General features: G+C 72.5%; 20 protein-coding genes and 1 pseudogene. 11 read left to right on the plus strand and 10 right to left on the minus strand.

Annotated features, from left to right (window positions below; all coding sequences use genetic code 11):
* The first annotated feature begins 245 nt into the window (after positions 1-245).
* From AB0C36_RS36270 to AB0C36_RS36285, 4 genes and pseudogenes are all read left to right on the plus strand, one after another.
* The gene (locus AB0C36_RS36270) at positions 246-1,550 is read left to right on the plus strand and encodes a M20/M25/M40 family metallo-hydrolase (RefSeq protein ID WP_358362728.1); all 1,305 of its coding nucleotides are present in this window, start codon (positions 246-248) and stop codon (positions 1,548-1,550) included.
* A gap of 166 nt (positions 1,551-1,716) precedes the next feature.
* Positions 1,717-1,956, plus strand: coding sequence for a chaplin (locus AB0C36_RS36275; RefSeq protein WP_358362730.1), 240 nt, complete (start codon positions 1,717-1,719; stop codon positions 1,954-1,956).
* A 294-nt stretch (positions 1,957-2,250) separates the two neighbouring features.
* Positions 2,251-2,430 (plus strand): annotated as a pseudogene (locus AB0C36_RS43305) (chaplin family protein); the annotation flags it as partial.
* A gap of 50 nt (positions 2,431-2,480) precedes the next feature.
* On the plus strand, positions 2,481-2,978 hold the full coding sequence (locus AB0C36_RS36285) for a hypothetical protein (protein WP_358362759.1): 498 nt from the start codon (positions 2,481-2,483) through the stop codon (positions 2,976-2,978).
* 271 nt (positions 2,979-3,249) lie between these two features.
* Here the strand turns inward: AB0C36_RS36285 and AB0C36_RS36290 are convergent, their stop codons facing one another.
* Positions 3,250-3,480, minus strand: coding sequence for a DUF5703 family protein (locus tag AB0C36_RS36290; protein ID WP_358362732.1), 231 nt, complete (start codon positions 3,478-3,480; stop codon positions 3,250-3,252).
* 155 nt (positions 3,481-3,635) lie between these two features.
* On the opposite strand from AB0C36_RS36290, the gene AB0C36_RS36295 reads away from it, so the two are divergent.
* On the plus strand, positions 3,636-4,262 hold the full coding sequence (locus AB0C36_RS36295) for a hypothetical protein (RefSeq protein WP_358362734.1): 627 nt from the start codon (positions 3,636-3,638) through the stop codon (positions 4,260-4,262).
* Between the two features lie 57 nt (positions 4,263-4,319).
* Here the strand turns inward: AB0C36_RS36295 and AB0C36_RS36300 are convergent, their stop codons facing one another.
* Entirely contained in the window at positions 4,320-7,121 is a 2,802-nt protein-coding gene (locus AB0C36_RS36300) for a helix-hairpin-helix domain-containing protein (protein ID WP_358362736.1), read from the minus strand.
* Between the two features lie 41 nt (positions 7,122-7,162).
* Positions 7,163-8,143, minus strand: coding sequence for an aldo/keto reductase (locus tag AB0C36_RS36305; protein ID WP_358362738.1), 981 nt, complete (start codon positions 8,141-8,143; stop codon positions 7,163-7,165).
* Between the two features lie 178 nt (positions 8,144-8,321).
* Here AB0C36_RS36305 and AB0C36_RS36310 point away from each other — a divergent pair, with 178 nt between their 5' ends.
* Positions 8,322-9,368 (plus strand): LLM class F420-dependent oxidoreductase, encoded by a 1,047-nt coding sequence (locus AB0C36_RS36310; protein WP_358362755.1) that lies wholly within the window; start codon positions 8,322-8,324, stop codon positions 9,366-9,368.
* Positions 9,369-9,428: 60 nt separating this feature from the next.
* Here AB0C36_RS36310 and AB0C36_RS36315 read toward each other — a convergent pair whose 3' ends face one another.
* Positions 9,429-10,052 carry a hypothetical protein gene (locus AB0C36_RS36315; protein WP_358362740.1) on the minus strand — a complete coding sequence of 208 codons (624 nt, stop codon included), beginning with the start codon at positions 10,050-10,052 and terminating at the stop codon, positions 9,429-9,431.
* Between the two features lie 300 nt (positions 10,053-10,352).
* Complete coding sequence (gene corA / locus AB0C36_RS36320; RefSeq protein ID WP_358362741.1) at positions 10,353-11,336, minus strand: magnesium/cobalt transporter CorA; 984 nt, start codon at positions 11,334-11,336, stop codon at positions 10,353-10,355.
* Between the two features lie 126 nt (positions 11,337-11,462).
* Here corA and AB0C36_RS36325 point away from each other — a divergent pair, with 126 nt between their 5' ends.
* The 3 genes from AB0C36_RS36325 (at position 11,463) to AB0C36_RS36335 (ending at position 13,828) form a co-directional block, all read left to right on the plus strand.
* On the plus strand, positions 11,463-12,197 hold the full coding sequence (locus AB0C36_RS36325; protein WP_358362742.1) for a histidine phosphatase family protein: 735 nt from the start codon (positions 11,463-11,465) through the stop codon (positions 12,195-12,197).
* Between the two features lie 222 nt (positions 12,198-12,419).
* Positions 12,420-12,986 (plus strand): DUF3090 domain-containing protein, encoded by a 567-nt coding sequence (locus AB0C36_RS36330; RefSeq protein WP_358362744.1) that lies wholly within the window; start codon positions 12,420-12,422, stop codon positions 12,984-12,986.
* On the plus strand, positions 12,956-13,828 hold the full coding sequence (locus AB0C36_RS36335; protein WP_435839184.1) for an SCO1664 family protein: 873 nt from the start codon (positions 12,956-12,958) through the stop codon (positions 13,826-13,828). The genes AB0C36_RS36330 and AB0C36_RS36335 overlap by 31 nt, the downstream gene beginning before the upstream one ends.
* A gap of 208 nt (positions 13,829-14,036) precedes the next feature.
* Here AB0C36_RS36335 and AB0C36_RS36340 read toward each other — a convergent pair whose 3' ends face one another.
* Together AB0C36_RS36340 and AB0C36_RS36345 are read right to left on the minus strand one after the other, a co-directional pair.
* Positions 14,037-15,551 (minus strand): MFS transporter, encoded by a 1,515-nt coding sequence (locus AB0C36_RS36340; protein ID WP_358362745.1) that lies wholly within the window; start codon positions 15,549-15,551, stop codon positions 14,037-14,039.
* A gap of 198 nt (positions 15,552-15,749) precedes the next feature.
* Positions 15,750-16,448, minus strand: a complete 699-nt coding sequence (locus AB0C36_RS36345) for a TetR/AcrR family transcriptional regulator (RefSeq protein ID WP_358362746.1) — start codon at positions 16,446-16,448, stop codon at positions 15,750-15,752.
* A gap of 300 nt (positions 16,449-16,748) precedes the next feature.
* Here AB0C36_RS36345 and mshC point away from each other — a divergent pair, with 300 nt between their 5' ends.
* A complete protein-coding gene (gene mshC, locus AB0C36_RS36350; protein WP_358362747.1) occupies positions 16,749-17,975 on the plus strand; it encodes a cysteine--1-D-myo-inosityl 2-amino-2-deoxy-alpha-D-glucopyranoside ligase in 1,227 nt (408 codons plus the stop codon).
* A gap of 42 nt (positions 17,976-18,017) precedes the next feature.
* Here the strand turns inward: mshC and AB0C36_RS36355 are convergent, their stop codons facing one another.
* The 3 genes from AB0C36_RS36355 to AB0C36_RS36365 form a co-directional block, all read right to left on the minus strand.
* Positions 18,018-18,812 (minus strand): SDR family NAD(P)-dependent oxidoreductase, encoded by a 795-nt coding sequence (locus AB0C36_RS36355; protein WP_358362748.1) that lies wholly within the window; start codon positions 18,810-18,812, stop codon positions 18,018-18,020.
* A gap of 239 nt (positions 18,813-19,051) precedes the next feature.
* The gene (locus tag AB0C36_RS36360) at positions 19,052-20,713 is read right to left on the minus strand and encodes an ABC transporter substrate-binding protein (protein WP_358362750.1); all 1,662 of its coding nucleotides are present in this window, start codon (positions 20,711-20,713) and stop codon (positions 19,052-19,054) included.
* A gap of 40 nt (positions 20,714-20,753) precedes the next feature.
* Positions 20,754-21,554 carry a TauD/TfdA dioxygenase family protein gene (locus AB0C36_RS36365; RefSeq protein WP_358362751.1) on the minus strand — a complete coding sequence of 267 codons (801 nt, stop codon included), beginning with the start codon at positions 21,552-21,554 and terminating at the stop codon, positions 20,754-20,756.
* A 70-nt stretch (positions 21,555-21,624) separates the two neighbouring features.
* Between AB0C36_RS36365 and AB0C36_RS36370 the strand changes: the two genes are divergently transcribed.
* Entirely contained in the window at positions 21,625-22,275 is a 651-nt protein-coding gene (locus AB0C36_RS36370; protein WP_358362753.1) for a TetR/AcrR family transcriptional regulator, read from the plus strand.
* Positions 22,276-22,624: the final 349 nt, after the last annotated feature.

The following is a 22,624-nucleotide window of genomic DNA, read 5'->3' on the forward strand; positions in this document are numbered from 1 at the left end:
GACTTGAACCCCCATGCCCTTTCGGGCACTAGCACCTCAAGCTAGCGCGTCTGCCTATTCCGCCACCCGGACCGGGTGTGTGGCCCGTGACTTTTTGGTCGGGGCGACGACGAGAACCATACCAAAGATCGGGGGGTGGACGGATCGGGGGCGTGGTGGGGGTCGTGGGGGTGGGGGCGGGTGCAGGATGGGGTGGGTAGCGGTTGGTCGGTTTCGGGTGAGACCAGGGTGAGAGGGGTGTTGGCGTGGAGGGTGCTGGGGAGCTTGAGGTTGTCGAGCTGTGCCGGGATCTGATCCGGATCGACACGAGCAACTTCGGGGACGGCTCCGGGCCGGGGGAGCGGGCCGCGGCGGAGTGGGTGGCGGAGAAGCTGGCGGAGGTGGGGCTCGAGCCGGAGGTGTTCGAGTCGGAGCGGGGGCGCGCCAGCACGGTGGTGCGGATCGAGGGGGAGGACCGGAGTCGGCCGGGGCTGTTGATTCACGGGCACACGGATGTGGTGCCGGCGAACGCGGCGGACTGGACGTACGACCCCTTCTCGGGGGAGATCGCCGACGGGTGCGTGTGGGGGCGCGGGGCGGTCGACATGAAGGACATGGACGCGATGGTGCTCGCGGTGGTGCGGGACCGGATGCGGTCGGGGCGGAAGCCGCCGCGGGACGTGGTGCTGGCGTTCCTGGCGGACGAGGAGGCCGGCGGGACGTACGGGGCACGGCATCTCGTCGACACGCGGCCCGACCTGTTCGAGGGCTGCAACGAGGCGATCGGGGAGGTCGGGGGTTTTTCGTTCACGGTGAACGACGACCTGCGGCTGTACCTGATCGAGACGGCCGAAAAGGGTATGGAGTGGATGAAGCTGGTCGTCGACGGGACCGCGGGCCACGGGTCGATGATCAACAAGGACAACGCGATCACCGAGCTGTGTGAGGCGGTCGCGCGGCTGGGGTCGCATCAGTTCCCGGTACGCCTGACCAAGAGCGTGCGCGCGTTCCTGGAGGAGGTCGCCGACGCGCTGGGCATCGACCTGGACCCGGAGGACGTCGAGGGCGCCATCGAGAAGCTGGGGCCCATCGCGCGCATCATCGGGGCGACGATCCGCAACACCGCGCAGCCGACGATGCTCGGCGCCGGGTACAAGGTGAACGTGATCCCGGGGCAGGCGACCGCGCACGTGGACGGGCGGTTCCTGCCGGGGTACGAGGACGAGTTCTACGCCGAGTTGGACGCCGTGCTCGGGCCGCGCGTGCGGCGCGAACGGGTGCACGGCGACAAGGCGTTGGAGACGGACTTCGACGGTGCGCTGGTCGAGGCCATGGCGGCGTCGCTGCGTGCGGAGGACCCCGGCGCGCGCGCGGTGCCGTACTGCCTGTCCGGTGGGACGGACGCGAAGTCCTTTGCGGATCTAGGCATTCGGTGCTTCGGCTTCGCCCCGCTCAAGCTGCCCGCGGACCTCGACTTCGCGGGCATGTTCCACGGTGTGGACGAGCGAGTCCCGGTCGACGGACTGAAGTTCGGCGTACGCGTGCTCGACCGGTTCCTCGACGCGTGCTGACGGCGGATTGCCCGGACATGGACGGGTCCGGGGGCCACGAGCCGTCGTTCGGGTGAACCCTAAAAGGTGAATCGTTCAGGTGGTCCGTAGCCTGCGCCGAGCGATGTCGTTTCCCCTTGTGCGGCGCGCAAGCGTGCCGTGGTTCCGACAAGGAGGACTGAAACACATGAAGAAGATCGGCAAGGTCGTGGTTCTGGCCGCCGCGACCGGCGGACTGGCGCTCGCGGGCAGCGGCATGGCGATGGCCGACGCGGACGCGGACGGCGCGGCCGTCGGTTCGCCCGGTGTCGCGTCCGGCAACCAGATCCAGGTGCCGGTTCACGTCCCCGTGAACCTCTGCGGCAACACGGTCAGCGTCATCGGCGTGCTGAACCCCGCGTTCGGCAACTTCTGCGCCAACGTCTGATCCTCCGGCGCCCGACTCGGGTATAGCCAGGGCTCACGAACAGCCCCGGAGCTTTCGCTCCGGGGCTGTTTCGTTTCGCCTGCCGGACAAGGCTGTTCGCCTGGTTTCGTTTGCGTTCGATACGGAATCGGATGGCGCAATCTGATGGTCGTCGGAATTCCAGAATCTCATCCGATCGGGCGAACTTTGAGCGTGTACGCGGCTCCTTAAGTGACTTGAAGTGATCGAACCCTGTTAATGCCGTTGCGGGGCAACTGTCCCGCCCCTCACACGGAAGACACAGGGGATTCTCCTATGCAACAGCTTGCCAAGAAGGGGCTGTTGGTTGCCATCGCGGCGTCGGGCGCACTCGCGTCCGCCGCGGTAGGCATCGCCAACGCCGGCAGCGGTGCGCAAGGGGCCGCAGTGGGTTCGCCGGGTGTGGCCTCGGGCAACGTCGTGCAGGTTCCGGTCCATGTGCCGGTCAACGTGTGCGGCAACACCGTGAATGTCGTGGGTCTGCTCAACCCGGCCTTCGGCAACAAGTGCGCGAACGTATCGGGCGGCAAGCCGTACAAGCCGCCGACGAAGCCGCCGCACTGCGGTCCGAACGCGACGTGCCCGCCCACGCTGGGCCCGCCGCCTTCGTCGCCTCCGCCGCCCCCGCCGACCACGTGCCCGCCGACGACGCCGCCTCCGCCGCCGCCGCCGACCACGTGCCCCCCGACGACGAAGCCGCCGACGACTCACCCGCCGACGACCAAGCCGCCGACCACGCACCCGCCGACGACCAAGCCGCCGACGACCAAGCCGCCGACGACGAAGCCGCCGACGACGAAGCCCCCGACGACTCAGCCGCCGACGACTCAGCCGCCGACGACTCAGCCGCCGACCACGCAGCCCCCGACCACCAACCCTCCGACGACTCACCCTCCGACGACCAAGCCGCCGACGACGAAGCCGCCGAAGACCACCAACCCGCCCAAGACGCCGCCGCCTCCGCCCGGCAGCGAGTCGCCCAGCCTTCCCCCGCCCCCCGGTGACAACACCGGCGGCAACGGAACGCACCGGAGCGGTCTCGCGAGCACTGGTGCCGCAACGATGGTGCTGGCCCCGGCCGGCGCTGCGTTCCTGCTCGGTGGCGTGGTGCTCTACCGACGCTCCCGCCCGAGCGAGAGCTGACCGCACACCCGTACGCGACACTGATCACGTACGCAGCACAACAGTGAAGGCCGCCCACCCCGCAAAGGGGTGGGCGGCCTTCGCCTTTTGTCTCCGTCCGCGCACGACCGCGGCGCGGCCGGTCGGGTCATGTCATGTCAGCCGGAGCTGCCTGATGATGCGTCTGCGCAGCAGTACGCGACGACTCCCGTCCCGGCGGATGGTGAGCCGCTCCAGCTCCCACAGCCCGTACTCCGCCTGCTCGGTCAGAATGCGCCGCGCGTCACTGCGCGACGTGCCTCGCGGCAGGTGCAATTGCTGGAACTCGTATTGAGTGCCGCCCACCCGCGTACGAGTTCCCGTGTTCGGCTCGGTCCCCTGCATGGCAGGAGGTTACCCCGCCTCCTCAACCGGATATTCGGGACAGGGCCCGGGAAAACCGCCCCGGGGCCCCGCGCCGGGATCGTTTTGCCGCCCTCGGGACCCCGGGCGTCGCAAGCTTTGTGCGCAACGGGGGCTGTTGCGGATAGCGTCATGCCATGACCGGTGTTGCGCAGCCCACGCCCGAGCAGGTCCGAGCAGCCGCCGAGGCACTCAAGTCGGCCGTCGACCGCCACCTGGCCGCAGTCGAGCGGCGCCAGGGGGAGAGCGACCCGGCCGTGTTCGCGGCGTACGACGAGCTGGCATCCGCCGCCGAGGCGTACGACGAACTGCTCTACGACGTCTACGACGAGGTCACCCCCTTCGAGGTGCCCGACCGTTCCGAGGCCGAGGAGTACCTCGGCCCCGAGAATCCCGACGCCATCAGCGTCCTCATCCGCCGCGACTACCTCGTGAAGGACGCGTTGACCCTGCTCGACCACGCGCGCCGGGCCGACGCGGAGGCCGGGGAACCCGGCGGCGGGGAAGGGGTCGAGACCACGTCGACCGCACTCGCGGTGCTGTTCGACGTCTACGACCCCGACGAGATCGCCGCGCGCGCCGAGGAGATCGGTCTGGAGTCGGGCGACTCCACACTGTGGGTCACCGCGATCGAGCAGGCCGAGCCGGGGGAGTGGCTGGACGCGCCGTTCGACGACGTCGACCCCCAGGGCGTCATCTACCGGTTCGAGACGAGTACCGCGTACGAGGACGACCTCGAGGCGCTGGAGGAAGACCTGCGCTGACCGGTCCTGAGGGACCGGTCGGCCCGACGCGGGCCAAGCAGTCGGCCCGACGCCGGCTCAGGCCCCGTCCCGGACCTCGAAGCCCGCCTCCGCCGCGGCCTCGCGCAGCGCAGCCGCCAGCCGGGTCGTCCGCACACTTCCGCCGGGACGCGCGACCGCCTGCGGCAGCGTGCCGCCCACCGGGTACACGACCGACAAGTGTCGCCGCGCCCGCGTGAACGCGGTGTAGACGAGCGCACGCGTCACCAGCGGCCCCGCGTCGCCGGGCAGCATTGCGACGACCCCTGGCCGTCGTACGCCCAGCGCCTGACGCACCGTCACCGCCCAGCCGTGGCGCAGCTCGCCGATCCGCGCCCGGGGCACGGTCACCGGAGCATCGGGGTCGTCGCGGTACGCCACCGCAAGCCCCTCCGGCCCCGCCGCCACCACACGCCCCTCGACCAGCCCGGTGGTACGAGGTGCCGGTACGCGGACCACACGATCGCCGATGTCGAACCCGGCGTACTGCCCGGGCCCGGGATTGAGGCGGGATTTGAGGGCCGCGTTGAGCGCGGTCGTGCCGGCGCTCCCGCCGTCGGCCGGCGTCACCACCAGGACGTCTTCCGCCGGGATGCCCAGTGCGCGCGGGATCGAGTCGGCCACGAGCTGCACGCATCGGTGCACGGCCTCCGCCGCGGCGCGCGCGCCCACGAGCACGACCTCGCGGTCCGGCGACTCCACGGGCGGCAGCGTGCCGCCCCGCACCGCCGCGGCCAACGAGCCCAGCACGCCCGGCGCCTGGGCACGGGAGGCCACGACCGGCAGCACGCCGCTTGCCACCACGTCGGCGAACACCCGCCCCGGGGCCGACGGTTCCAGCTCGTCGGGATCCCCGCACAGCACGACGCGCCCGCCGTCCGGCACGGCTTCGAGCAAGGAGGCGGCGGTCTGCACGTCGAGCAGGTGCGATTCGGCGACGACGAGGAGGTCGAGGTCGAGTAGACCCTCCGGCGTCCGGCCGGGGCCTTCCGTGCCGACGAGGAGACCGTGCACCGTGACCGGGCCGGGTACTTCCCCGGACACCCCGGGCACGGCGGCGGCCAGGCGCATCCGACCGTCGACGGTCGGCGAGGCGACGACCACACGGGCGGACTTCGCGGCACGGGCCGCGACCTCCAGTGCCGCGGCGGGCGGATCCTCGCCCGCTCCCGTGACGTAGAGCGCGACCGCGGCATCGCGCAGCGCTTCCCCGAGGTCAGCGCCGCCGCCCGAGCCGCCGACGAAGCCGGTGCCGTCGTCCGCCACCCCCGCCGTCGAGATCAGGCGCAGTACGGCGTCGGCGATGCTCTCCTCGGCGAGGGCGTGGCGTTCCAGCGCGACGAGCAGGCGATCGGACGGCCCCTCGAAGGGGTCCTCGAACCCGCCGGGCCCCACGTCGTCGAAGCCCTCGTCGTACTCCTCGTCGAAGTCACCCCCGTCGGCACCGTCGAAGTCCTCGTCCGCCGACTCCGCCGACTCCGCCGACGGCGGGCGCTCCGCGAAGGCCATGATCCGGCCGGCATCGTAGGCGGCCCGGACCGCCCCCGGCGCGTCCCGCACTCCCAGGCCTTCGAGCGCGGACACGACGGCCTCGACCTCGACGGCGGTGTGGCCGCTGTCCCGGGCCGCGCCCGCGAGGGTCCAGAGCACAAGTGCGCGGGTACGCCGGGGCTCGTCCGAATCGGCCGGGCCACCCGCCCCGGCCTGTGCGAAGAGATCCGCCTGCTGCGGCGAAATACCGGGCAGGGCAAGAAGGTTCCACGGGTCCTCGGTCAGCAGAACGGCCGCGTCCGGGCCGAGCGAGACCACTGCCTGGTCCGCGAGCCGCGCGGGCGCGCCGCCTGCCGCCAGCACGTCGCGTACGGCCGCCAGAACGGACTCGTCGGGCTCGCGCGCGTCGTCGAAGCGCGCGGAGGCGGCGAACCCCCGGGCGGTTGATCCGGGGGCGTCCGGAGCGGGGCGCCGTACGTCGAACAACGCCTCGCCGCCCCCGGATTCGCGCGCCTCGGCCGCCCGAGGGGCCTGGTCGCCGGCTGCGTACGCCGCCCTCGCCGTCCCGTCCGCGCCATCCGCGCCATCCGCTTCGTCCGACGCGTACGTTGCCGCCTCGTCGACCGGGGGCGCGGGCGGCGCGTCGAGCACGGGCGCCGCCCAGTCCGCGTCGGGGTCGCCGGTGAGACGCGGCCGCGCGGCGGCGGTACGCCCGCTCCCGCCGGGCCGCGACGCCGCGCGCTCCGGCTCTGGCGCCGGGGCGACGGGTTGCGTCCCGGGACGCGGCCCGGCATCCGGCCCCGGCCCCGGAGCCGGGTCCGGGTACACGTCGTACTGCGTCGGGGGAGCGTCGACCACCGGAAGCGCCCACTCGGTGTCCGAGACTCGGGTGGTCCGCCCACGGCCGCCGGGCGCGCGCGGGGCGTCCTCGCCCACCGGCCCGCCGCCGTGCTCCTCGCCGAGCGTGCTGAGCGCCTGCCAGGCCGCGGCCAGTTCGTCGCGGTTCGACTCGCTCTCCGCGTTGGCCTTGTCGAGCGCCGCGAGCGCCGCCCGCGCGGCGGCCAGCGCCGGATTCACCGGCGCCTGCCCGCCCTCCGCCGCCGACCCGCCGCCGGTCGCTCCCGCGGCGTTTCCGCCGGCCGCAGCTTCGTCGGCCGCTCCCGCAGCCTTCTCGGCCGCCGCAGCTTTCCCGGCCGCCGCAGCCTTCTCAACCGCCGCAGCCTTCTCAGCCGCCGCAGTCCCTTCGGCCGCCGCGGCCTTACCGCTCACCCCCGCAGCCTTGCCGGCCTTCGCCTGGTGGTTCTTCTCTTCGTCGTCCATGCCGTTCACGCCGTCCCCGAGCCTGCCCACGTCCTACGCCTGATCCCGCCGCCCCACGGTCCCGGTTCGCCCTACGCCTGACTCCAGTCGTGGTCGGGATAGCCGGTGAGGGGCGCCGACACGTCGTCGAGGGCGTTGCGGATCTCGGTCGGCAGGGTCAGCGCCTCCGCCGCCAGCGACGCCCGCAACTGGCCGGAGTTGCGCGCCCCGACGATGGGGGCGACGACGCCGGGCCGGTCGCGCACCCACGACAGCGCCACCTCGATGGGTGCCGCGCCGAGGCCGTCCGCGGCCGTCGCGACCGCGTCCACGATCCGCCGCGAGTCGGCGTCGAGGTACGTCGCGACGAACGGCCCCATGTCCGCCGACGCCCCGCGCGAGTCGGCCGGCATTCCGTGCCGGTACTTGCCGGTCAGGACCCCGCGCCCGAGCGGCGACCACGGGAGCAGGCCAACCCCGAGGTCCACGGCGGCCGGCAGCACCTCGCGTTCGATGCCGCGCTGCAGCAGGGAGTACTCCATCTGCGCGCTGGCGATGACGACGCGCCCGGGCGCGACGAGTTGCCAGGTCGCGGCCTTGGCGAGCTGCCAGCCGCAGAAGTTCGAGACGCCGACGTACCGCGCGCGCCCCGACGAGACGGCGAGTTCGAGGGCGTGCAGCGTCTCGTCGAGCGGCGTCGCCGGGTCGTACGCGTGCAGCTGCCACAGGTCGACGTGGTCGGTGCCGAGCCGGGCCAGCGACGCGTCGAGCGCCTGGAGCAGATGGGAGCGCGAGCCGTCGAAACGCCGCTCGCTGTACGGCACGCTCGCCGCCTTGGTCGCGATGACCACTTCGGAGCGCGGCATGTAGCCGTCGAGCAGGCGTCCGAGCAGGTACTCGGCCTCGCCGTCCGCGTAGACGTCGGCGGTGTCGACGAGGTTGCCGCCGGCGTCGAGGAACGCCTTCATCTGGTCGGCGGCGTCCTGCTCGTCGGTGTCCCGCCCCCAGGTCATCGTCCCGAGGCCTGTGCGGGAGACCCGCAGCCCGGTCCGGCCCAGATGTCGCTGCTCCATGGATCGGGAGACTAGCCGCTCCGAGGGACAGGGCGACGATGGCGGGGCCGTACGGCTCCCTCGGGTCAGGTGTTCGGAATCCGGGGCCCCCGCCCGTCGGCATTACTGAGCGGTAGTTATACCGGTAGGGTTCCGCCAGGGACACCACGACCTCACGCAGAGAGGCAGCGGCATGGGCATGCGGCTCGGCATCAACCTCGGCTACTTCGGCGCGGGCAACGACGCCGACAACCTGGCCGTCGCGCGGGAGGCGGACCGGCTCGGCTACTCGGTCTGCTGGGCCGCGGAGGCGTACGGCTCCGACGCCGCCACCGTGCTCTCCTGGGTCGCCGCCCAGACCGAGCGCATCGACGTCGGCTCGGCGATCTTCCAGATCCCGGCCCGCACGCCGACCATGACCGCGATGACCGCGGCCACCCTCGACACGCTGTCCGGCGGCCGGTTCCGGCTCGGCCTCGGCGTCTCCGGCCCGCAGGTCTCCGAGGGCTGGTACGGCGTCCGCTTCGACAAGCCGCTCGCCCGCACCCGCGAGTACGTCGAGATCATCCGCAAGGCCATGCGCCGCGAACGCCTCGAACACCACGGCGCGCACTGGGACCTCCCGCTCCCCGGCGGCCCCGGCAAGCCCGTCAAGCTGACCGTGCACCCGGTGCGTGAGCACATCCCGCTCTACATCGCCGCCGTCGGCCCCAAGAACCTCGAACTCACCGGCGAGATCGCGGACGGCTGGCTCGGCGTCTTCTACGCCCCCGAGCACTCCGAGGACTCCCTCGCGCACGTCCGCGCGGGCCGCGAGAAGGCCGGCCTGACGATGGACGGCTTCGACGTCGTCCCGACCGTCCCGGTCGTGCTCGGCGAGGACCCGGTCGAGGCCGCGCACGCCGTCCGCGGCCACGCCGCGCTCTACATCGGCGGCATGGGCAGCCGCGAGCAGAACTTCTACAACAGGCTTGCGGTGCGCATGGGCTACGAGAAGGAAGCCGCCGAGATCCAGGACAAGTTCCTTGCCAAGGACTACCTGGGTGCCGGAATGGCCGTGCCGCACGACCTGCTCGACAAGACGGCCCTGCTGGGCAGCAAGGAGCGGATCGCGGAGCGGATGCAGGCGTACGCCGACACCGGCGTCACGACCCTGACGATCGCCCCCACGGCCGACACGCTCGACGCCCGCATCGCGACCGTCCGCGCGGTCGCCGAGGCACTGGAACTGTCCGGCCTGGCCTGACCCCTGGAGCCGCCGTCCCACCCGAGGAACAACTCGACGACCGGGCGGTCGACCGCCGCTCTACCGGGGGCCCGGGACCCGCTCCGCCACCACCTGCGCGAACTCCAGCAGGCGGCGGATCTGGCCCGGGCCTCCGTCGTCAAGGGACTTGCTGAAGCGGTACGCCTCCTGCCGGAAACGCCCCGTCGACGTCCCCTCCTCGCCGCGCACCGTCGCGATCTCCTGCAAGGTCGGCGTCGCGAGGAACACGTACGCACCGCGCATCTCGCGCCCGCCGTCCGCCGCCGTGCCGACGAGCGTCCTTATGCCCACGTGCGAGACCGAGCCGAGCGGGATCACCTGCACCGACGAGTCGAGGACCGTGCCGCCGGGCGCGGTCGCGTCCGTCATGTCCTCGCTGTGCCAGAGCACCAGGCGGTGGTCGTCGCAGACCGCCGCCTCCTGCCACACGGAGGTGCCGTTGGCGTTGATGTCGACGACGCGTTCGAGCGTGAACGCGCGCACCGGACGACGGCCCAGCACGGAGCCCAGCGCCTCCAGCGCGATGTCGGGGTGCAGCATGTACGCCCCTACTGCGTCCTCGAGTTCGCGGTGCGACGACCAGTCCGCCCCGGCGGCACCAGAACCCGGCACCGCGGGGGGCTGCGTCCGCGACATGCGCTGCCTGCCCGGCCTGCCGAACATCCCCACCTGCTCTCCCCTGGCGTGCTTACCGGACCAGCCTATGCGGGGAAGTGCGCCACGGGTGGCCGGGGCAAGGTGCCGGACCGATCACGAAACGGCGCACACCATGCTTTACGGCCGGGGCGGGGGTTCTGAACAGCCCCGCCTCGGCCGTCACAGATGTCAACGACTGTGCCTCGAAAGGGTTGCGGGTGCGGTTTGCGGCAACCGCCTCGGTCATGCGTGTGGGTGACCTCACAACCAGCGGGTCGCCTCATACAGCGAGTTGCCTCACTGCCGGTGAGTGGCCGGCCGGCTGCCTCACAGCCAGCCGTTGCGGCGGAAGAGCCGGTGGATCGACACACACGCGACCACCATCAGAATCAACGCGGCCGGATAGCCCCACCACTGCCTCAGCTCCGGCATGTGCTCGAAGTTCATGCCGTAGACGCCCGCGATCATCGTCGGCACCGCCGCGATCGCGGCCCACGCGGAGATCTTGCGCATGTCCTCGTTCTGCCGCACGCCCACCTGCGCGAGGTTCGCGCTCAGCACGTCGGACAGCAACCGGTCGAACGAGTCGACCTGCTCGTTGACGCGCGCGAGGTGGTCGGCGACGTCGCGGAAGAACGGCTGCGTCTCCGACGGGACGTACATGACCTCGGAGGTGGACAGCTTCCTTATCGGGTCGGTGAGCGGCTGGGCCGCGCGCCGGAACTCCAGTACCTCGCGCTTGAGGAGGTAGATGCGCTCGGCGTCGTTTTCGCGGTGCGCCGAGAAGACGCGGCCCTCCATCTCCTGGAGGTCGGTCTCGAGTTCGGAGGCGATCGAGACGTACGTGTCCACGACCGCGTCGCACACCGCGTACAGCACCGCCCCCGGGCCGTGCCGCAGCACGTCCTCCTTCTTCTCCAGGCGCTTGCGCACCTCGGAGAGCGGGTTACCCGGGCCGTGCCGGACCGTCACGATGAAGGAGTCGCCCACGAAGATCATGAGTTCGCCGGTCTCGACCGACGAGGTCTCGTCGATGTAGTAGAGCGTCTTGAGCACCACGAAGACCGAGTCGTCGTACAGCTCCAGCTTGGGGCGCTGGTGCGCGTGCAGGGCGTCCTCGACCGCCAGCGGGTGCAGGCCGAACTCGCTCGTGACGAGCTCGAACTCCTTCTCCGTGGGCTCGTGCAGGCCGATCCACAGGAAGGCGCCGCCGACCGCCCGCGCCTCGTCGAGCGCGTCGGAGAAGTCGGCCGGGCCTTCGGTGCGGACACCGTTTCGGTAGATGGCGCAGTCCACGATCACGCGAGACATTGTGGCGGCTCCCGCCCCGCGGCGGGGAGGCGGCAGGTGCCTGCCGTCTGATATGCGGCAGTTTGCGGGGGCAATGGCGGCTCCCGGGCCGCGCCACCTGGCCGGCGACCGCCGTACAGTGATCCGATGGCGACGCTGCTCCTGGTCCGGCACGGGCGGACCACCGCGAACTCTTCGGGCGTTCTGGCGGGCTGGGCCCCCGGAGTCCACCTCGACGACAAGGGGAAGGAGCAGGCGGCGGCGCTGGCCCGGCGCATCGCCGAGGTGCCGCTCGCCGCGGTCGTCTCCAGCCCCCTCGACCGCTGCCGGGAGACCGCCGCCGAGATCGCCGCGGCCCGCGAGGGCACCAAGCTCGCGCTCGACGCCGGCGTGCAGGTCGACGACCGCGTGGGCGAGTGCCGCTACGGCGACTGGACCGGCCAGGAACTGAAGAAGCTCGTCAAGGACCCGCTCTGGCCGGTCGTGCAGAACCACCCCAGCGGCGCGGTCTTCCCCGGCGAGGGCGGCGAGGCGCTGCGCGACACCCAGGCCCGGGCCGTCGAGGCGGTCCGCGACTGGAACGCCCGCATCGAGGCGGAGCACGGCCCGGACGCGCAGTACCTCGTGTGCTCGCACGGCGACGTGATCAAGGCCATCGTCGCCGACGCCCTGGGCATGCACCTCGACCTCTTCCAGCGCATCATGGTCGACCCCTGTTCGCTGACCGTCGTCAACTACGGCCGCATGCGGCCGTTCGTGGCCCGGCTCAACGACACCGGCGGCGCCGTGACCGGTCTGATCCCGGCCGCGAAGCGCCGGCGCCGCGGAAAATCCGCCGCCACCGACGACGCGGTGGTGGGCGGCGGAGCCGGTGCCCCGTAGGGTGCAGCGAGGGGTCCTTCCGGCCCGTACGCGACCGCCGGCGCCACCGCGGGCGGCGCGCGCGGTACGGTCGGGCGTCCCGACCGGCCCGCCCGGTCCGGCGGCGCCCGTCTCGTCGGTGCGCGGTCCCAGCCCCCGTCCCAACGCCCAGCAGCCCCCCAGCAGCCCCCAGTCCAAGAGCCCCCAGTCCAATCCGTTGTACGAGTAGTACGGAGCCAACTCGTGCCCCGCCAGGTCTTCCTGTACGACCCCCCGGACCGGTTCGTCGCCGGCACGGTGGGGGAACCAGGGCAGCGCACCTTCTTCCTGCAAGCCTCCGCGGCCGGCCGCGTCACCAGCGTCGCGCTGGAGAAGGCCCAGGTCGCGGTCCTCGCCGAACGCGTCGACGAGCTCCTCGACGAGCTCGTGCGCCGCAGTGGCGGCGAGACCCCCGTACCGGCCGTCGCCCCGCCGGACCTGGAGGACGCGGCACCCCTGCAGGTGCCCATCCTCGAGGAGTTCCGGGTCGGCACGATGGCCCTCGCGTGGGACTCCGACGACGAGCGCCTGGTCGTCGAGGCGCAGGCGCAGGTGCCGGACGACGACAACCCCGAGGACACCCTCCTCGGCGAGGACGACGAGGACGGGCCGCCGCTGCTGCGCGTGCGCCTGACCGGGCCGATGGCCCGCGCGTTCGCCAAGCGCGCGCTCCTCGTGGTCGCCGCCGGCCGTCCGCCGTGTCCGTTCTGCGGCCTGCCCATGGACGCCGAAGGCCACATCTGCCCCCGCGCGAACGGGTACCGCCGCTGAGCGCCGCACACGGCCCGGTCGGGGACCTCGGCAGCGCCCTGGACACGTCGGCCGCCGAAGAACTGCTGTCCCGCGGCGAGATCACCGTCGAGGGGCGGCTCACCGACGCCTCCAATGCGACGCTCTACTGCCGCGTCGAGCTCGACGGCGTGTCGCGCGCGTGCGTCTGGAAGCCGGTCGCGGGCGAGCGCCCGCTGTGGGACTTCCCGGACGGCACGCTCGCGGGCCGCGAGGTCGCGACGTACGCGCTCAGCGAGGCCACCGGGTGGGGCATCGTGCCGCCCACCGTGCTGCGCGAGGGGCCGTACGGAACCGGCATGTGCCAGCTGTGGATCGACGGCGAACCGGCCGAAGGGCTCGTCGACCTCCAGGACCCGGCGGCACCCGAACCGGGCTGGAAGCCGGTCGCGCAGGTGGCCGTGGAGGACGGCAAGGGCGGCCACCGGCCCGCGCTGCTCGTCCACCTCGACAGCGAACCGATGCGCCGCATCGCGGTGTTCGACGCCGTGGTCAACAACGCCGACCGCAAGGGCGGGCACCTGCTGCCCGGCGCCGACGGCCACGTGTACGGCATCGACCACGGCATCTGCCTGCACACCGACGACAAGTTGCGGACCCTGCTGTGGGGATGGGCGGGGGAGGAACTGCCGGAGGAGGCCGTCGAGACGCTGCGGCGGCTGCGCACCGACCTCGGCGGCGCTCTGGGCGCCGCGCTGACGGCCCACCTCACCGCGGACGAAGTCGACGCCGTCGGAGCGCGCATCGAGGCGCTCCTGCGGGACGGGAAGCACCCGCTGCCGAGCCAGGGGCGGCGCCCGGCGGTTCCCTGGCCGCTCATTTGACCGCGGGCTCCCACCACTCGGCCGACCGCATCAATCGGCCGACCGCATCACTCGGCCGATCGCAGCACCCGGCGACCGCACCGGTAGGCCGCCCGCCCGACAAGACGCCCATCCGGCCGAACTCCAGCTCCACGAGACCCGCACGGCGAAGGCCCGGAACCCCTCCCAGGGTTCCGGGCCTTCGCTTCGTACCACCGCCGCGCGGGCGTCAGCCCACGTGCACCGCACGGGCCGGAATCTCGGCCCCCTCCTTGGCGGGCGCGGGCCGCGGGGTGTTCATCAGGAACCCGACCAGCACCGCGGCGCCGACCAGGATGAACGCGGCGTACGTCGTCGCGATAGAGAACCCGTGCACCAGCCCCTCCCGCTGCACCTGCGGGGTCACCGGTCCGTGCTCCTTCATGTAGTCGCCGGTCGCGGTCGTCGCGATCGTGTTCAGCAGCGCGATGCCGATCGAACCGCCCACCTGCTGCGCGGTGTTGGCCATCGCGGACGCAACACCAGAGTCCTCGGCGCGCACGCCGTGCGTCGCGTAGTTCATCGCGGGCGCCATCACCAGGCCCATGCCCGCACCGAGCAGGAACTCGGCGGGCAGGACGCCGGCCGCGTACGAGGTGCCCACATCGATGCGCGAGAGCAGGAACATGCCGCTCGCCGCGATGAGCATGCCGGGCACCATCAGCGCGCGAGGCGCCACCTTGGGCAGCAGCCGCGACGACAGGCCGCCGCCGCTGATCACCACGCCCAGCGACATCGGCAGGAACGCCAGGCCGGCCTTGACCGGCGAGAAGCCCTTGACGACCTGGAGGTAGTAGGTCAGGAACAGGAACATCGCGAACATCCCGATCACCGCGAGGCCGATGGCCAGGTACGCACCGCCGCGGGTGCGGTCCAGCATCACGCGCAGCGGCAGCAGCGGCTTGGCGACCCGGGACTCGACGTACGCGAACAGGCCCAGCAGCAGCGCGCCGCCGACGAGCAGGCCGACCACGGTGCCGGAGCCCCAGCCGTCGGTCTCGGCCTCGCTCAGGCCGTACACGATCGCGAACAGGCCCGCGGTGACCAGCAGGACGCCCGGGATGTCGAACCGCGCGCGGCCCTTGGCGCGGGTCTCGCGCACCACCATGTAGGCGCCGGTGCCGGCGATCGCGGCGATGGGGATGTTGACGAAGAAGCACCAGCGCCAGTCCAGGTACTCGGTCAGCACGCCGCCGAGCACCAGGCCGAGGGCGCTGCCGCCGCCCGCGATCGCCCCGAACACACCGAACGCCTTGGCGCGTTCGCGGGGATCGGTGAACCCGACCGCGAGCAGGGACAGCGCGGCGGGGGCGAGGAGGGCGCCGAAGCCGCCCTGGAGCGCGCGGGCGGCCAGCAGCAGCCCGAACGTGTTGGCGGCGCCGCCGAGCGCCGAGGCACCCGCGAAGCCGACCAGGCCGATCATGAACGTGCGCTTGCGGCCGGTGTAGTCGGCGATGCGTCCGCCGAGCAGCAGCAGGCTGCCGAACGCGAGCGTGTACGCCGTGATGACCCACTGCCGCGACGAGTCGGACACGTCGAGGTCCTGCTGCGCCGAAGGCAGCGCGATGTTCACGATGGTCACGTCGATGATGACCATCAGCTGCGCGAGTGCGATGAACGTCAGGGCGAGCCAGCGGCGGGGGTCCGCCTCGGAGGGGGAGGCCCCGGCCGCCGCTTCCTTGTGCGGGGTGTCCGGTGTGCTCATGGCGATCGCCTTCTTCGTCATTCTCGTCGTGGTCCGATGTCGGGGTGGCGGCACCGGGGGACTTGGACTTGGACGTGCGTGTGCCGGGCACGGCGGTGTGTCCCGCCGTGTGCCTGAACGGTGTTGCGGGGGGCGCGGAACGGAGCCGGCGTGCGGTGGCATGCGCGCCGGGACGGGCGTACGGGTGGCGGCCAGGGGTCAGAGGTCGTCCGCTCGGCCGCTCGCGAGCCGCTTGCGGACCTTGTCGAAGTCCGCCAAGGTGACGACGGGCGCCGGGAGTTCGGCGCGTTCGCCGTCGCCCTCGGCGCGCAGGCCGTCGAGGTAGATGTCGAGGTGCCGGTGCGCGAGGTCGCCGTCGACGAGGAGCTTGGCGATCGCCGGGAGCGGGCGCGTCAGGCGGATCACCATGAAGGTGATGTCGCCGAACGCGATGTCCTTGCGCACGAGCCCTTGCTCCTGGGCGGTGTCGAGGATGCGCTGCACGACGGTGCCCGCGGCGAGCCGCGCGCCGTCGACCTCGTCGTCGAAGACCACGCGGCCGGCGAGCGCGGGCATGGTCGCGCCGATCTTGGCGTCCAGCGCGCGGTGCATGAACAGGCGGAGCGCGTGGTACGCGTCGGTGCCGTTCGCCTCCGCGTCCTGGGCCGCGTCGACCATGGCGGAGAACGTGTTGAGCACGACGGCGCGGATCAGGTCGTCGCGGTCGGGGAAGCGGCGGTAAAGGGTCGCGATGCCGACGCCCGCGCGCCGTGCGATCTCGTCGAGCGGGGCATCGGCGCCGGACTCGATGAAGATGTCGCGCGCGGCCTCGATGATCAGCTGCCGGTTGCGCTGCGCGTCGGCCCGCATCCGTCCCTCGCCCGACTCCTTGCGCCCCGCGTCGCTCCGCTCGCTCATGCCGCCACCCCGCTCATGCCGTCTCCTCGTGGTGCAGGTGGAGAAAATTCCTCCGCTTGATGAAGACCGTAGCAGAAGTGGAGAGAATTTCTCCACTAGTTCTCCTCCGATTTTCGACGCAGCCTGTGCCGCGCTCCGTGGACGGCGGCGGGCGGCCCCGGGGCGGCAGCCGCGGACGGGCGGCGGGCGGCCGGCGTACGGGCGTCGGACGGGGGTGGACGGCTGTCGGACGCGGGCCGCGGCGCGCATTCCGGCCCGCCGGTATCCGGCGTGCGCTCACGTACCGTTACGCTCATAGGCATGTATGCCTGGCCCGCACCCGAACTGCCCGTCCTGCCAGGTCAGGGCGCGTCCCTGCGCGTGTTCGACAGCGCCGCCCGCGACCTCGTCACGACCGACCCGGGGCCCGTCGCCGGGCTCTATGTCTGCGGCATCACGCCTTATGACGCCACCCACATGGGGCATGCCGCGACCTACGTCGCGTTCGACCTCCTCCAGCGGGTCTGGCGCGACGCGGGGCACCGCGTCCACTACGTGCAGAACGTCACCGACGTCGACGACCCGCTGCTGGAGCGCGCGGCCCGCGACGGCGAGGACTGGACCGAGCTCGCGGAGCGCGAGACCACGCTCTTCCGCGAGGACATGACGGCCCTGCGCGTCCTGCCGCCGGACCACTACATCGGCGTCGTCGAGGCCATCGACCGCATCGTCCCGCTGATCGTGGACCTGCGGGACAAGGGCGCGGCGTACGACGTCGACGGCGACGTCTACTTCGCGGTCGCCTCCGACGCGCGCTTCGGCGGGGTGTCGGGCTACACCGCCGAGGAGATGCTCAAGCTGTCCGCCGAACGCGGCGGCGACCCGGACCGGCCCGGCAAGAAGAACCCGCTCGACCCGCTGCTGTGGCGCGCGGCGCGCGACGGCGAGCCCTCGTGGCCCAGCCCGCTCGGCCCCGGCCGCCCCGGCTGGCACGTCGAATGCGTCGCCATCGCGCTGGAACACCTCGGCATGGCCTTCGACATCCAGGGCGGCGGCTCGGACCTGGTCTTCCCGCACCACGAGATGGGCGCCTCGCACGCGCAGGTCGCCACCGGCGAAGCGCCGTACGCCAAGGCGTACGTGCACGCCGGCATGGTCGCGCTGCACGGCGAGAAGATGTCGAAGTCGCGCGGCAACCTGGTGTTCGTCTCCGCGCTTCGCAAGGGCGGCGTCGACCCGATGGCCATGCGCCTGGCGCTACTCGCGCACCACTACCGCAGCGACTGGGAGTGGACGGACGAGGTGCTGGCCACCGCCGAGGCCCGGCTCGAACGCTGGCGCGCCGCGGTCTCGCGCCCCGACGGCCCGTCGGCCGATCCCCTCCTGGCCGAGATGCGCGCGCGTCTGTCCGACGACCTCGACGCCCCCGGCGCCCTGGCCGCGATGGACGCGTGGGCGGACCGCCAGCTCACCGAAGGCGGTGCGGAGGAGTCCGCCCCCGGCGTGGCGTCCCGAGCCGTCGACGCGCTCCTGGGCGTCGCTCTGTAGGCAAGCCCGGGAAGAACCCGCCCCGCCGGGTCGGGGCGCACCTCAGGGGGCGATCGAGTCGACGTAGCCGCCGTCGACGCGTACCGCCGCACCTGTGGTCGCCGACGCCTGCACGGAGCTGAGGTACACCACCATGGCGGCGATCTCGTCCGGCTCGATCAGGCGCTGGAGCAGGGACTGCGGCCGGTGCACGCGCATGAACTCGCGCTGCGCCTCGTCCCACGGCAGCGAGCGGTCCACCAGCTGGTAGACGAAGTCCTCGACCCCACCGGTGTGCGTCGGCCCGGCGACCACGGTGTTCACCGTGACACCGCTGCCGGCCGCCGCCTTCGCGAACCCGCGCGAGACGGCGAGGAGAGCGGTCTTGGACATGCCGTAGTGGATCATCTCGGCCGGCACGGCGAACGCCGAGTCGCTGGCGATGTACTGGATCCGGCCCCAGCCGCGGTCCGTCATGCCGGGCAGGTACGCCCGGGTCAGGCGCACCGCGGTCAGCACGTTCACCTCGAAGTACCGGCGCCACTCCGCGTCGGTGATCTCCAGCGGCTCCTGCGCGCCGAAGATGCCGAGGTTGTTCACGAGGATGTCGATGTCCGGCAGCCGGTCGACGAGTTCGGCGGTGCCCTCGTCGGTCGCGAGGTCCGCCGCGACGCCGAGCACGTCCGCGCCCGGCGCGCCGTGCCGGATCTGCCCGACCGCGGCGTCGACCTTGCCCGCGTCGCGCCCGTTGACCGCGACCCGCGCGCCCGAGCGGGCCAGCCCGGCGGCGATGGCCAGCCCGATGCCTTGACTGGAACCGGTGACCACGGCGGTCTTCCCCGTGAGGTCCAAGTGCATGTGGCGACAACCCGTCTTCCGTGTGTGGGCGGCGCGTCGGCCCCAACTCGGGGACCGGCGCCATGCGGTGCCCGTGCGCGCACCGCATGGCCATCAGCCTGCAACGGCGCCGCCCGGGGAGCGCACGGCACACGCCGGGTTCCGCGGAGCGCCGCCGACGCGGCCGGCTCCGTCGGCGCTGTCGCACACTCCGCTCTCTCGGCTCTCTCAGCTCCGTCGGCTCCGTCGACCCGGCCGGATCAGCCCGTGCGGCCCAGCCGGTCGGGCAGCAGGCAGGCGTCCCCGAACATCGTGATGCCGGTGATCTGCCGGCGGTACGCCGTCGCCGAGCATGCGTCGAGGTACGTCCACACCGGCACTTGCTCGGCGGCGATGCGCTGCACCCGCGCATACGCCGCGGCCCGCACGCCCGCGTCGACCGCGGTCCGCGCCTCGTCCAGTGCCCGGTCCGCCTCGGCGTCCCGCCACCCGCCGAGATTGGCCGGCCCGCCGCCGCGCAGCAGTTCGGAGAGCGCCGGCTCGGGATCCGTGAAGGACACGCTGAACAACGAGGCCTGGAAGTCGCGGTTGACGATGACCCCGGACTGGTAGCCGGGGCCGTCGACGGCGCGGATGTCCATCTGCACGTTCTTGAGGGTGAGCAGGCGGCTCTGGATGTACTCCGCGGTCTTCCGCGAGGCCGGGCTGTTGAGTGCGGTGAAGGTGAACCTCAACGGCTTGCCGGCGGTGGCGAGTTCGTCGAGCAGCGCTTGGGCGCGGGCGCGGTCCTGACCCGGCTGCCGGGCGTCCGGGGCGGCGTACAGCGTGCCCGCCGGGAAGAGGCCGGTCGATCCGGGCAACTCCCGGCCGTAGACCGTCTTGACGAGGTCGGAGGTGTCCAGCGCGGCGGCGAACGCCTGCCGTGCGCGGACGTCGTCGAACGGTGCCCGCGTCGTGTTGAAGACGATCAGGAGGCCCCCGGCCGTCACGGTCTCCGCCACACCGAGGCCCGCGTCCCGTGCGGCGCCCGCCTGGGTGGCCGCCGAGGCGAGCAGCAGGTCGGCGCCGCCGGAGGCCACGGTCTCGACCTGCTGCCGCTCGTCCAGCGCCGTCCTGACGACGAGCCGGTCCAGGTACGGGCGTTCGGGCTGCCAGTAGCGCGGGTTGCGTTCGAACACCATCTGGCTGCCGCGCGTCCACGAGGCCAGGACGAAGGGTCCCGCGCCGACCGGGTTCGCCGCGAACCCCGCCGGGTCCGCGGCGATGGCCTTGGGGGAGCCGACGAACGCGAGGCTGCGGGCCACCACGCCGTCGAAGTGCGGGTTGGGCGCGGGGAGGGACACGGTGAGCGTGACCGGGTCCGTGACCGCGAGCCGGAGGTCCTTGGCGATCCGGAACTGCGGTGAGCGTACGCCCGGGTCGGCGGCCCGTGCCCAGTTGAAGCGGACCGCGTCGGCGTCCAGCGTCGTCCCGTCGGAGAACAGCACGCCGGGGCGGAGCCGGAGCACCCAGGTCGTCCCGCCGTCCGGGGTGGTCAGCGACTCGGCGAGTTGCGGGCGCACCTCGCCGTTGCGCTGGTCCGCGTACACGAGCACGTCGAACACCGCGGCCATGCGGGTGCCGTACGTGATTCCCGTGGGGTTCACGGCCGCCGGGTCGAAGCCGTTCGCCTCCAGGGACAGCATCAGCGTCGCCGTGCCGCCGCGCACCGCGGGGGCCGTCGGGTCGGCCGCCGGGGCGCCGGCGGAGTCGTTGCCGCCTCCGCCGCAGGCCGCCACCGAGGCCGCGAGGGCGGAGGACAGCACGCCGGCGGAGAACACGCGGCGGCTGACACTGGTCGGCTGGGCCAGTCTTCGTGTCGGCGGGACGCGGGTCGGCCGGGTCGTCGGCGTCATCGGGGATATCGGGAACATCGGTGTCATGGGGGGCTCCAGAACGGGTCTTGCGGCCGGGGTGCGTGGTTCAGCGGGGCGCGTCGCCCTCGATGACGATGCGGTGCATGACGCGCGGGCCCTGGTAGTCGTAGACCGCGTAGTGCTGCGTGCTGCGGTTGTCCCAGAGCGCGATGTCGCCGGTACGCCACGTGAATCGCACCTGGAACTCCGGCCGGGTCACGTGGTCGAACAGGAACGGCAGCAGCAACTCGTTCTCGCGCTCGTCGAGTTCGACGATCCGGGTGGTGAAGATCCGGTTCACGTAGAGGCAGCGGCGGCCGGTGGCCGGGTGGGTGCGTACGACGGGGTGGACGACGGGAGGCAGCGCGTCCATGTCGCCGCCCCGGTGCGAGCGCGACTTCGTGAAGTCGTGTTCGGCGGTGAGCCCGTCGAGCAGCGCGCGCATCGGCGCGGACAGCGACCGGTACGCACTCTCCATGTCGGCCCACAGCGTGTCGCCGCCGACGGCCGGCAGGGACACCGCGCGCAGCATCGTCCCCATCGGGGGAGCGGCCATGAACGTCGCGTCGCTGTGCCAGATGTCGGCGTTGGAGACCTTGGGCCCCTCGCCGCCGGTCGCCAGCACCATGACCTCGGGCAGGTCGGGCGCCGCGGGCTTGCCGAACGGGAAGCGCTGCAAGGCGCCGAAGCCGGCCGCGAAGTCGCGCTGGTGGTACGCGGTGGCGTCCTGGTCGCGGAAGAAGAGCACCTGGTGGGTGTGCAGCGCGTCGGCGAGTGCGGCGTACACCGCGGGGGGCGGCGGTTTGCGCACGTCGAGGCCGCGGACCTCGGCGCCGATCGCGGGAGTGAGGGGGTGGATGTCGAACACGGGCATACCTCGCGAACCGATGAGACAGTTTGACTTAATCCGATGAGACGGAATGTCTTACACTGCTCGCATGGATGTCAAGACCCGGACCCGGGCGCGGATTCTCGACGCCGCCGAGCGCCTGTTCGCGGAGCGCGGCGTGGCGGACGTGTCGCTGCGGGAGATCGGCGCGGCGGCGGGCCAGCGCAACAACTCGGCGGTGCAGTACCACTTCGGCACGCGGGACGCCCTGGTCAGGGCGTTGTACGAGGACCGCCTCGCACCCCTCAACGCGCGCCGCCTGGAACTCCTCGCGGATCTGTCCGGCGGCCGGCGCGACGACCTCGGCGCCCTGGTGGACATCTACCTGCGCCCACTCGCGGAGGCCATGCGCGACAACCCCCGCGACGACAGCCACTACGCACGCTTCGTGCACCGCTTCACGCTGGAGGACGCGCCCGTCTCACCGCCCCTGGGCGAGGACGTCGCGGGCGGCATCAGGGAGGTCACCGCGCGCATCGGGGAAACCCTCGCGGCACATGAGCCGGACCTGCCGCCGGGAAACCGCGCCGCACGGCTGCGCCTCATGCAACTGCTGGTGACCGCAACCCTGGCCGACGCCGAGCGCCGGTTGGCCGACGGCAGCAAACTGCCGCTGCCCTTCGACGAGTTGATCACCGATCTGCGCGCCGCCGCGGTGGGCGTGCTGCGCGCGAACTCGGAACTGCCCCCGCGCGCCTGACAGTCGTCGGCGGGGGTGGACTCACGGCCGCGGGCGGACGGAAGGCTCCGCCCGCCGCTGTCGGTCGGCCGATGTCGGGTCAGCCGGTACCCGGCCGGCCAGTGGTCGGCCGGCCGTCAGTGGTCAGCTGGTCGGCCGGCGGTCGAGCGCCGTTCAGCCGACGTGCTGCCGGTGTCGCGTCAGTACCGGTCCTGGAACCCGGTCGGCTCCGGGCGACCGGCCATCCGCGGCGGCGGGACCTGGCCGCCGTACGGCTGCGGCGCACCCGGCGCGGGCCGGTAGCCCTGTCGGACACCCACACACGCGCGGGTACGAAGTCGGCGCGGTCCACGGCCCGCCAGGGCTCGAC

The sequence above is a fragment of the Streptodolium elevatio genome (assembly GCF_040649515.1).
Lineage (GTDB): Bacteria > Actinomycetota > Actinomycetes > Streptomycetales > Streptomycetaceae > Yinghuangia > Yinghuangia elevatio.

Bases quoted from the DNA above. Each gene is read 5' to 3' on its own strand.
- AB0C36_RS36275 (WP_358362730.1), top strand. From the start codon at position 1,717: ATGAAGAAGATCGGCAAGGTCGTGGTTCTGGCCGCCGCGACCGGCGGA.
- AB0C36_RS36290 (WP_358362732.1), bottom strand. From the start codon at position 3,480: ATGCAGGGGACCGAGCCGAACACGGGAACTCGTACGCGGGTGGGCGGC.
- AB0C36_RS36295 (WP_358362734.1), top strand. From the start codon at position 3,636: ATGACCGGTGTTGCGCAGCCCACGCCCGAGCAGGTCCGAGCAGCCGCC.
- AB0C36_RS36305 (WP_358362738.1), bottom strand. From the start codon at position 8,143: ATGGAGCAGCGACATCTGGGCCGGACCGGGCTGCGGGTCTCCCGCACA.
- AB0C36_RS36310 (WP_358362755.1), top strand. From the start codon at position 8,322: ATGCGGCTCGGCATCAACCTCGGCTACTTCGGCGCGGGCAACGACGCC.
- AB0C36_RS36315 (WP_358362740.1), bottom strand. From the start codon at position 10,052: ATGTTCGGCAGGCCGGGCAGGCAGCGCATGTCGCGGACGCAGCCCCCC.
- corA (WP_358362741.1), bottom strand. From the start codon at position 11,336: ATGTCTCGCGTGATCGTGGACTGCGCCATCTACCGAAACGGTGTCCGC.
- AB0C36_RS36325 (WP_358362742.1), top strand. From the start codon at position 11,463: ATGGCGACGCTGCTCCTGGTCCGGCACGGGCGGACCACCGCGAACTCT.
- AB0C36_RS36340 (WP_358362745.1), bottom strand. From the start codon at position 15,551: ATGAGCACACCGGACACCCCGCACAAGGAAGCGGCGGCCGGGGCCTCC.
- AB0C36_RS36345 (WP_358362746.1), bottom strand. From the start codon at position 16,448: ATGAGCGAGCGGAGCGACGCGGGGCGCAAGGAGTCGGGCGAGGGACGG.
- mshC (WP_358362747.1), top strand. From the start codon at position 16,749: ATGTATGCCTGGCCCGCACCCGAACTGCCCGTCCTGCCAGGTCAGGGC.
- AB0C36_RS36355 (WP_358362748.1), bottom strand. From the start codon at position 18,812: ATGCACTTGGACCTCACGGGGAAGACCGCCGTGGTCACCGGTTCCAGT.
- AB0C36_RS36360 (WP_358362750.1), bottom strand. From the start codon at position 20,713: ATGACACCGATGTTCCCGATATCCCCGATGACGCCGACGACCCGGCCG.
- AB0C36_RS36370 (WP_358362753.1), top strand. From the start codon at position 21,625: ATGGATGTCAAGACCCGGACCCGGGCGCGGATTCTCGACGCCGCCGAG.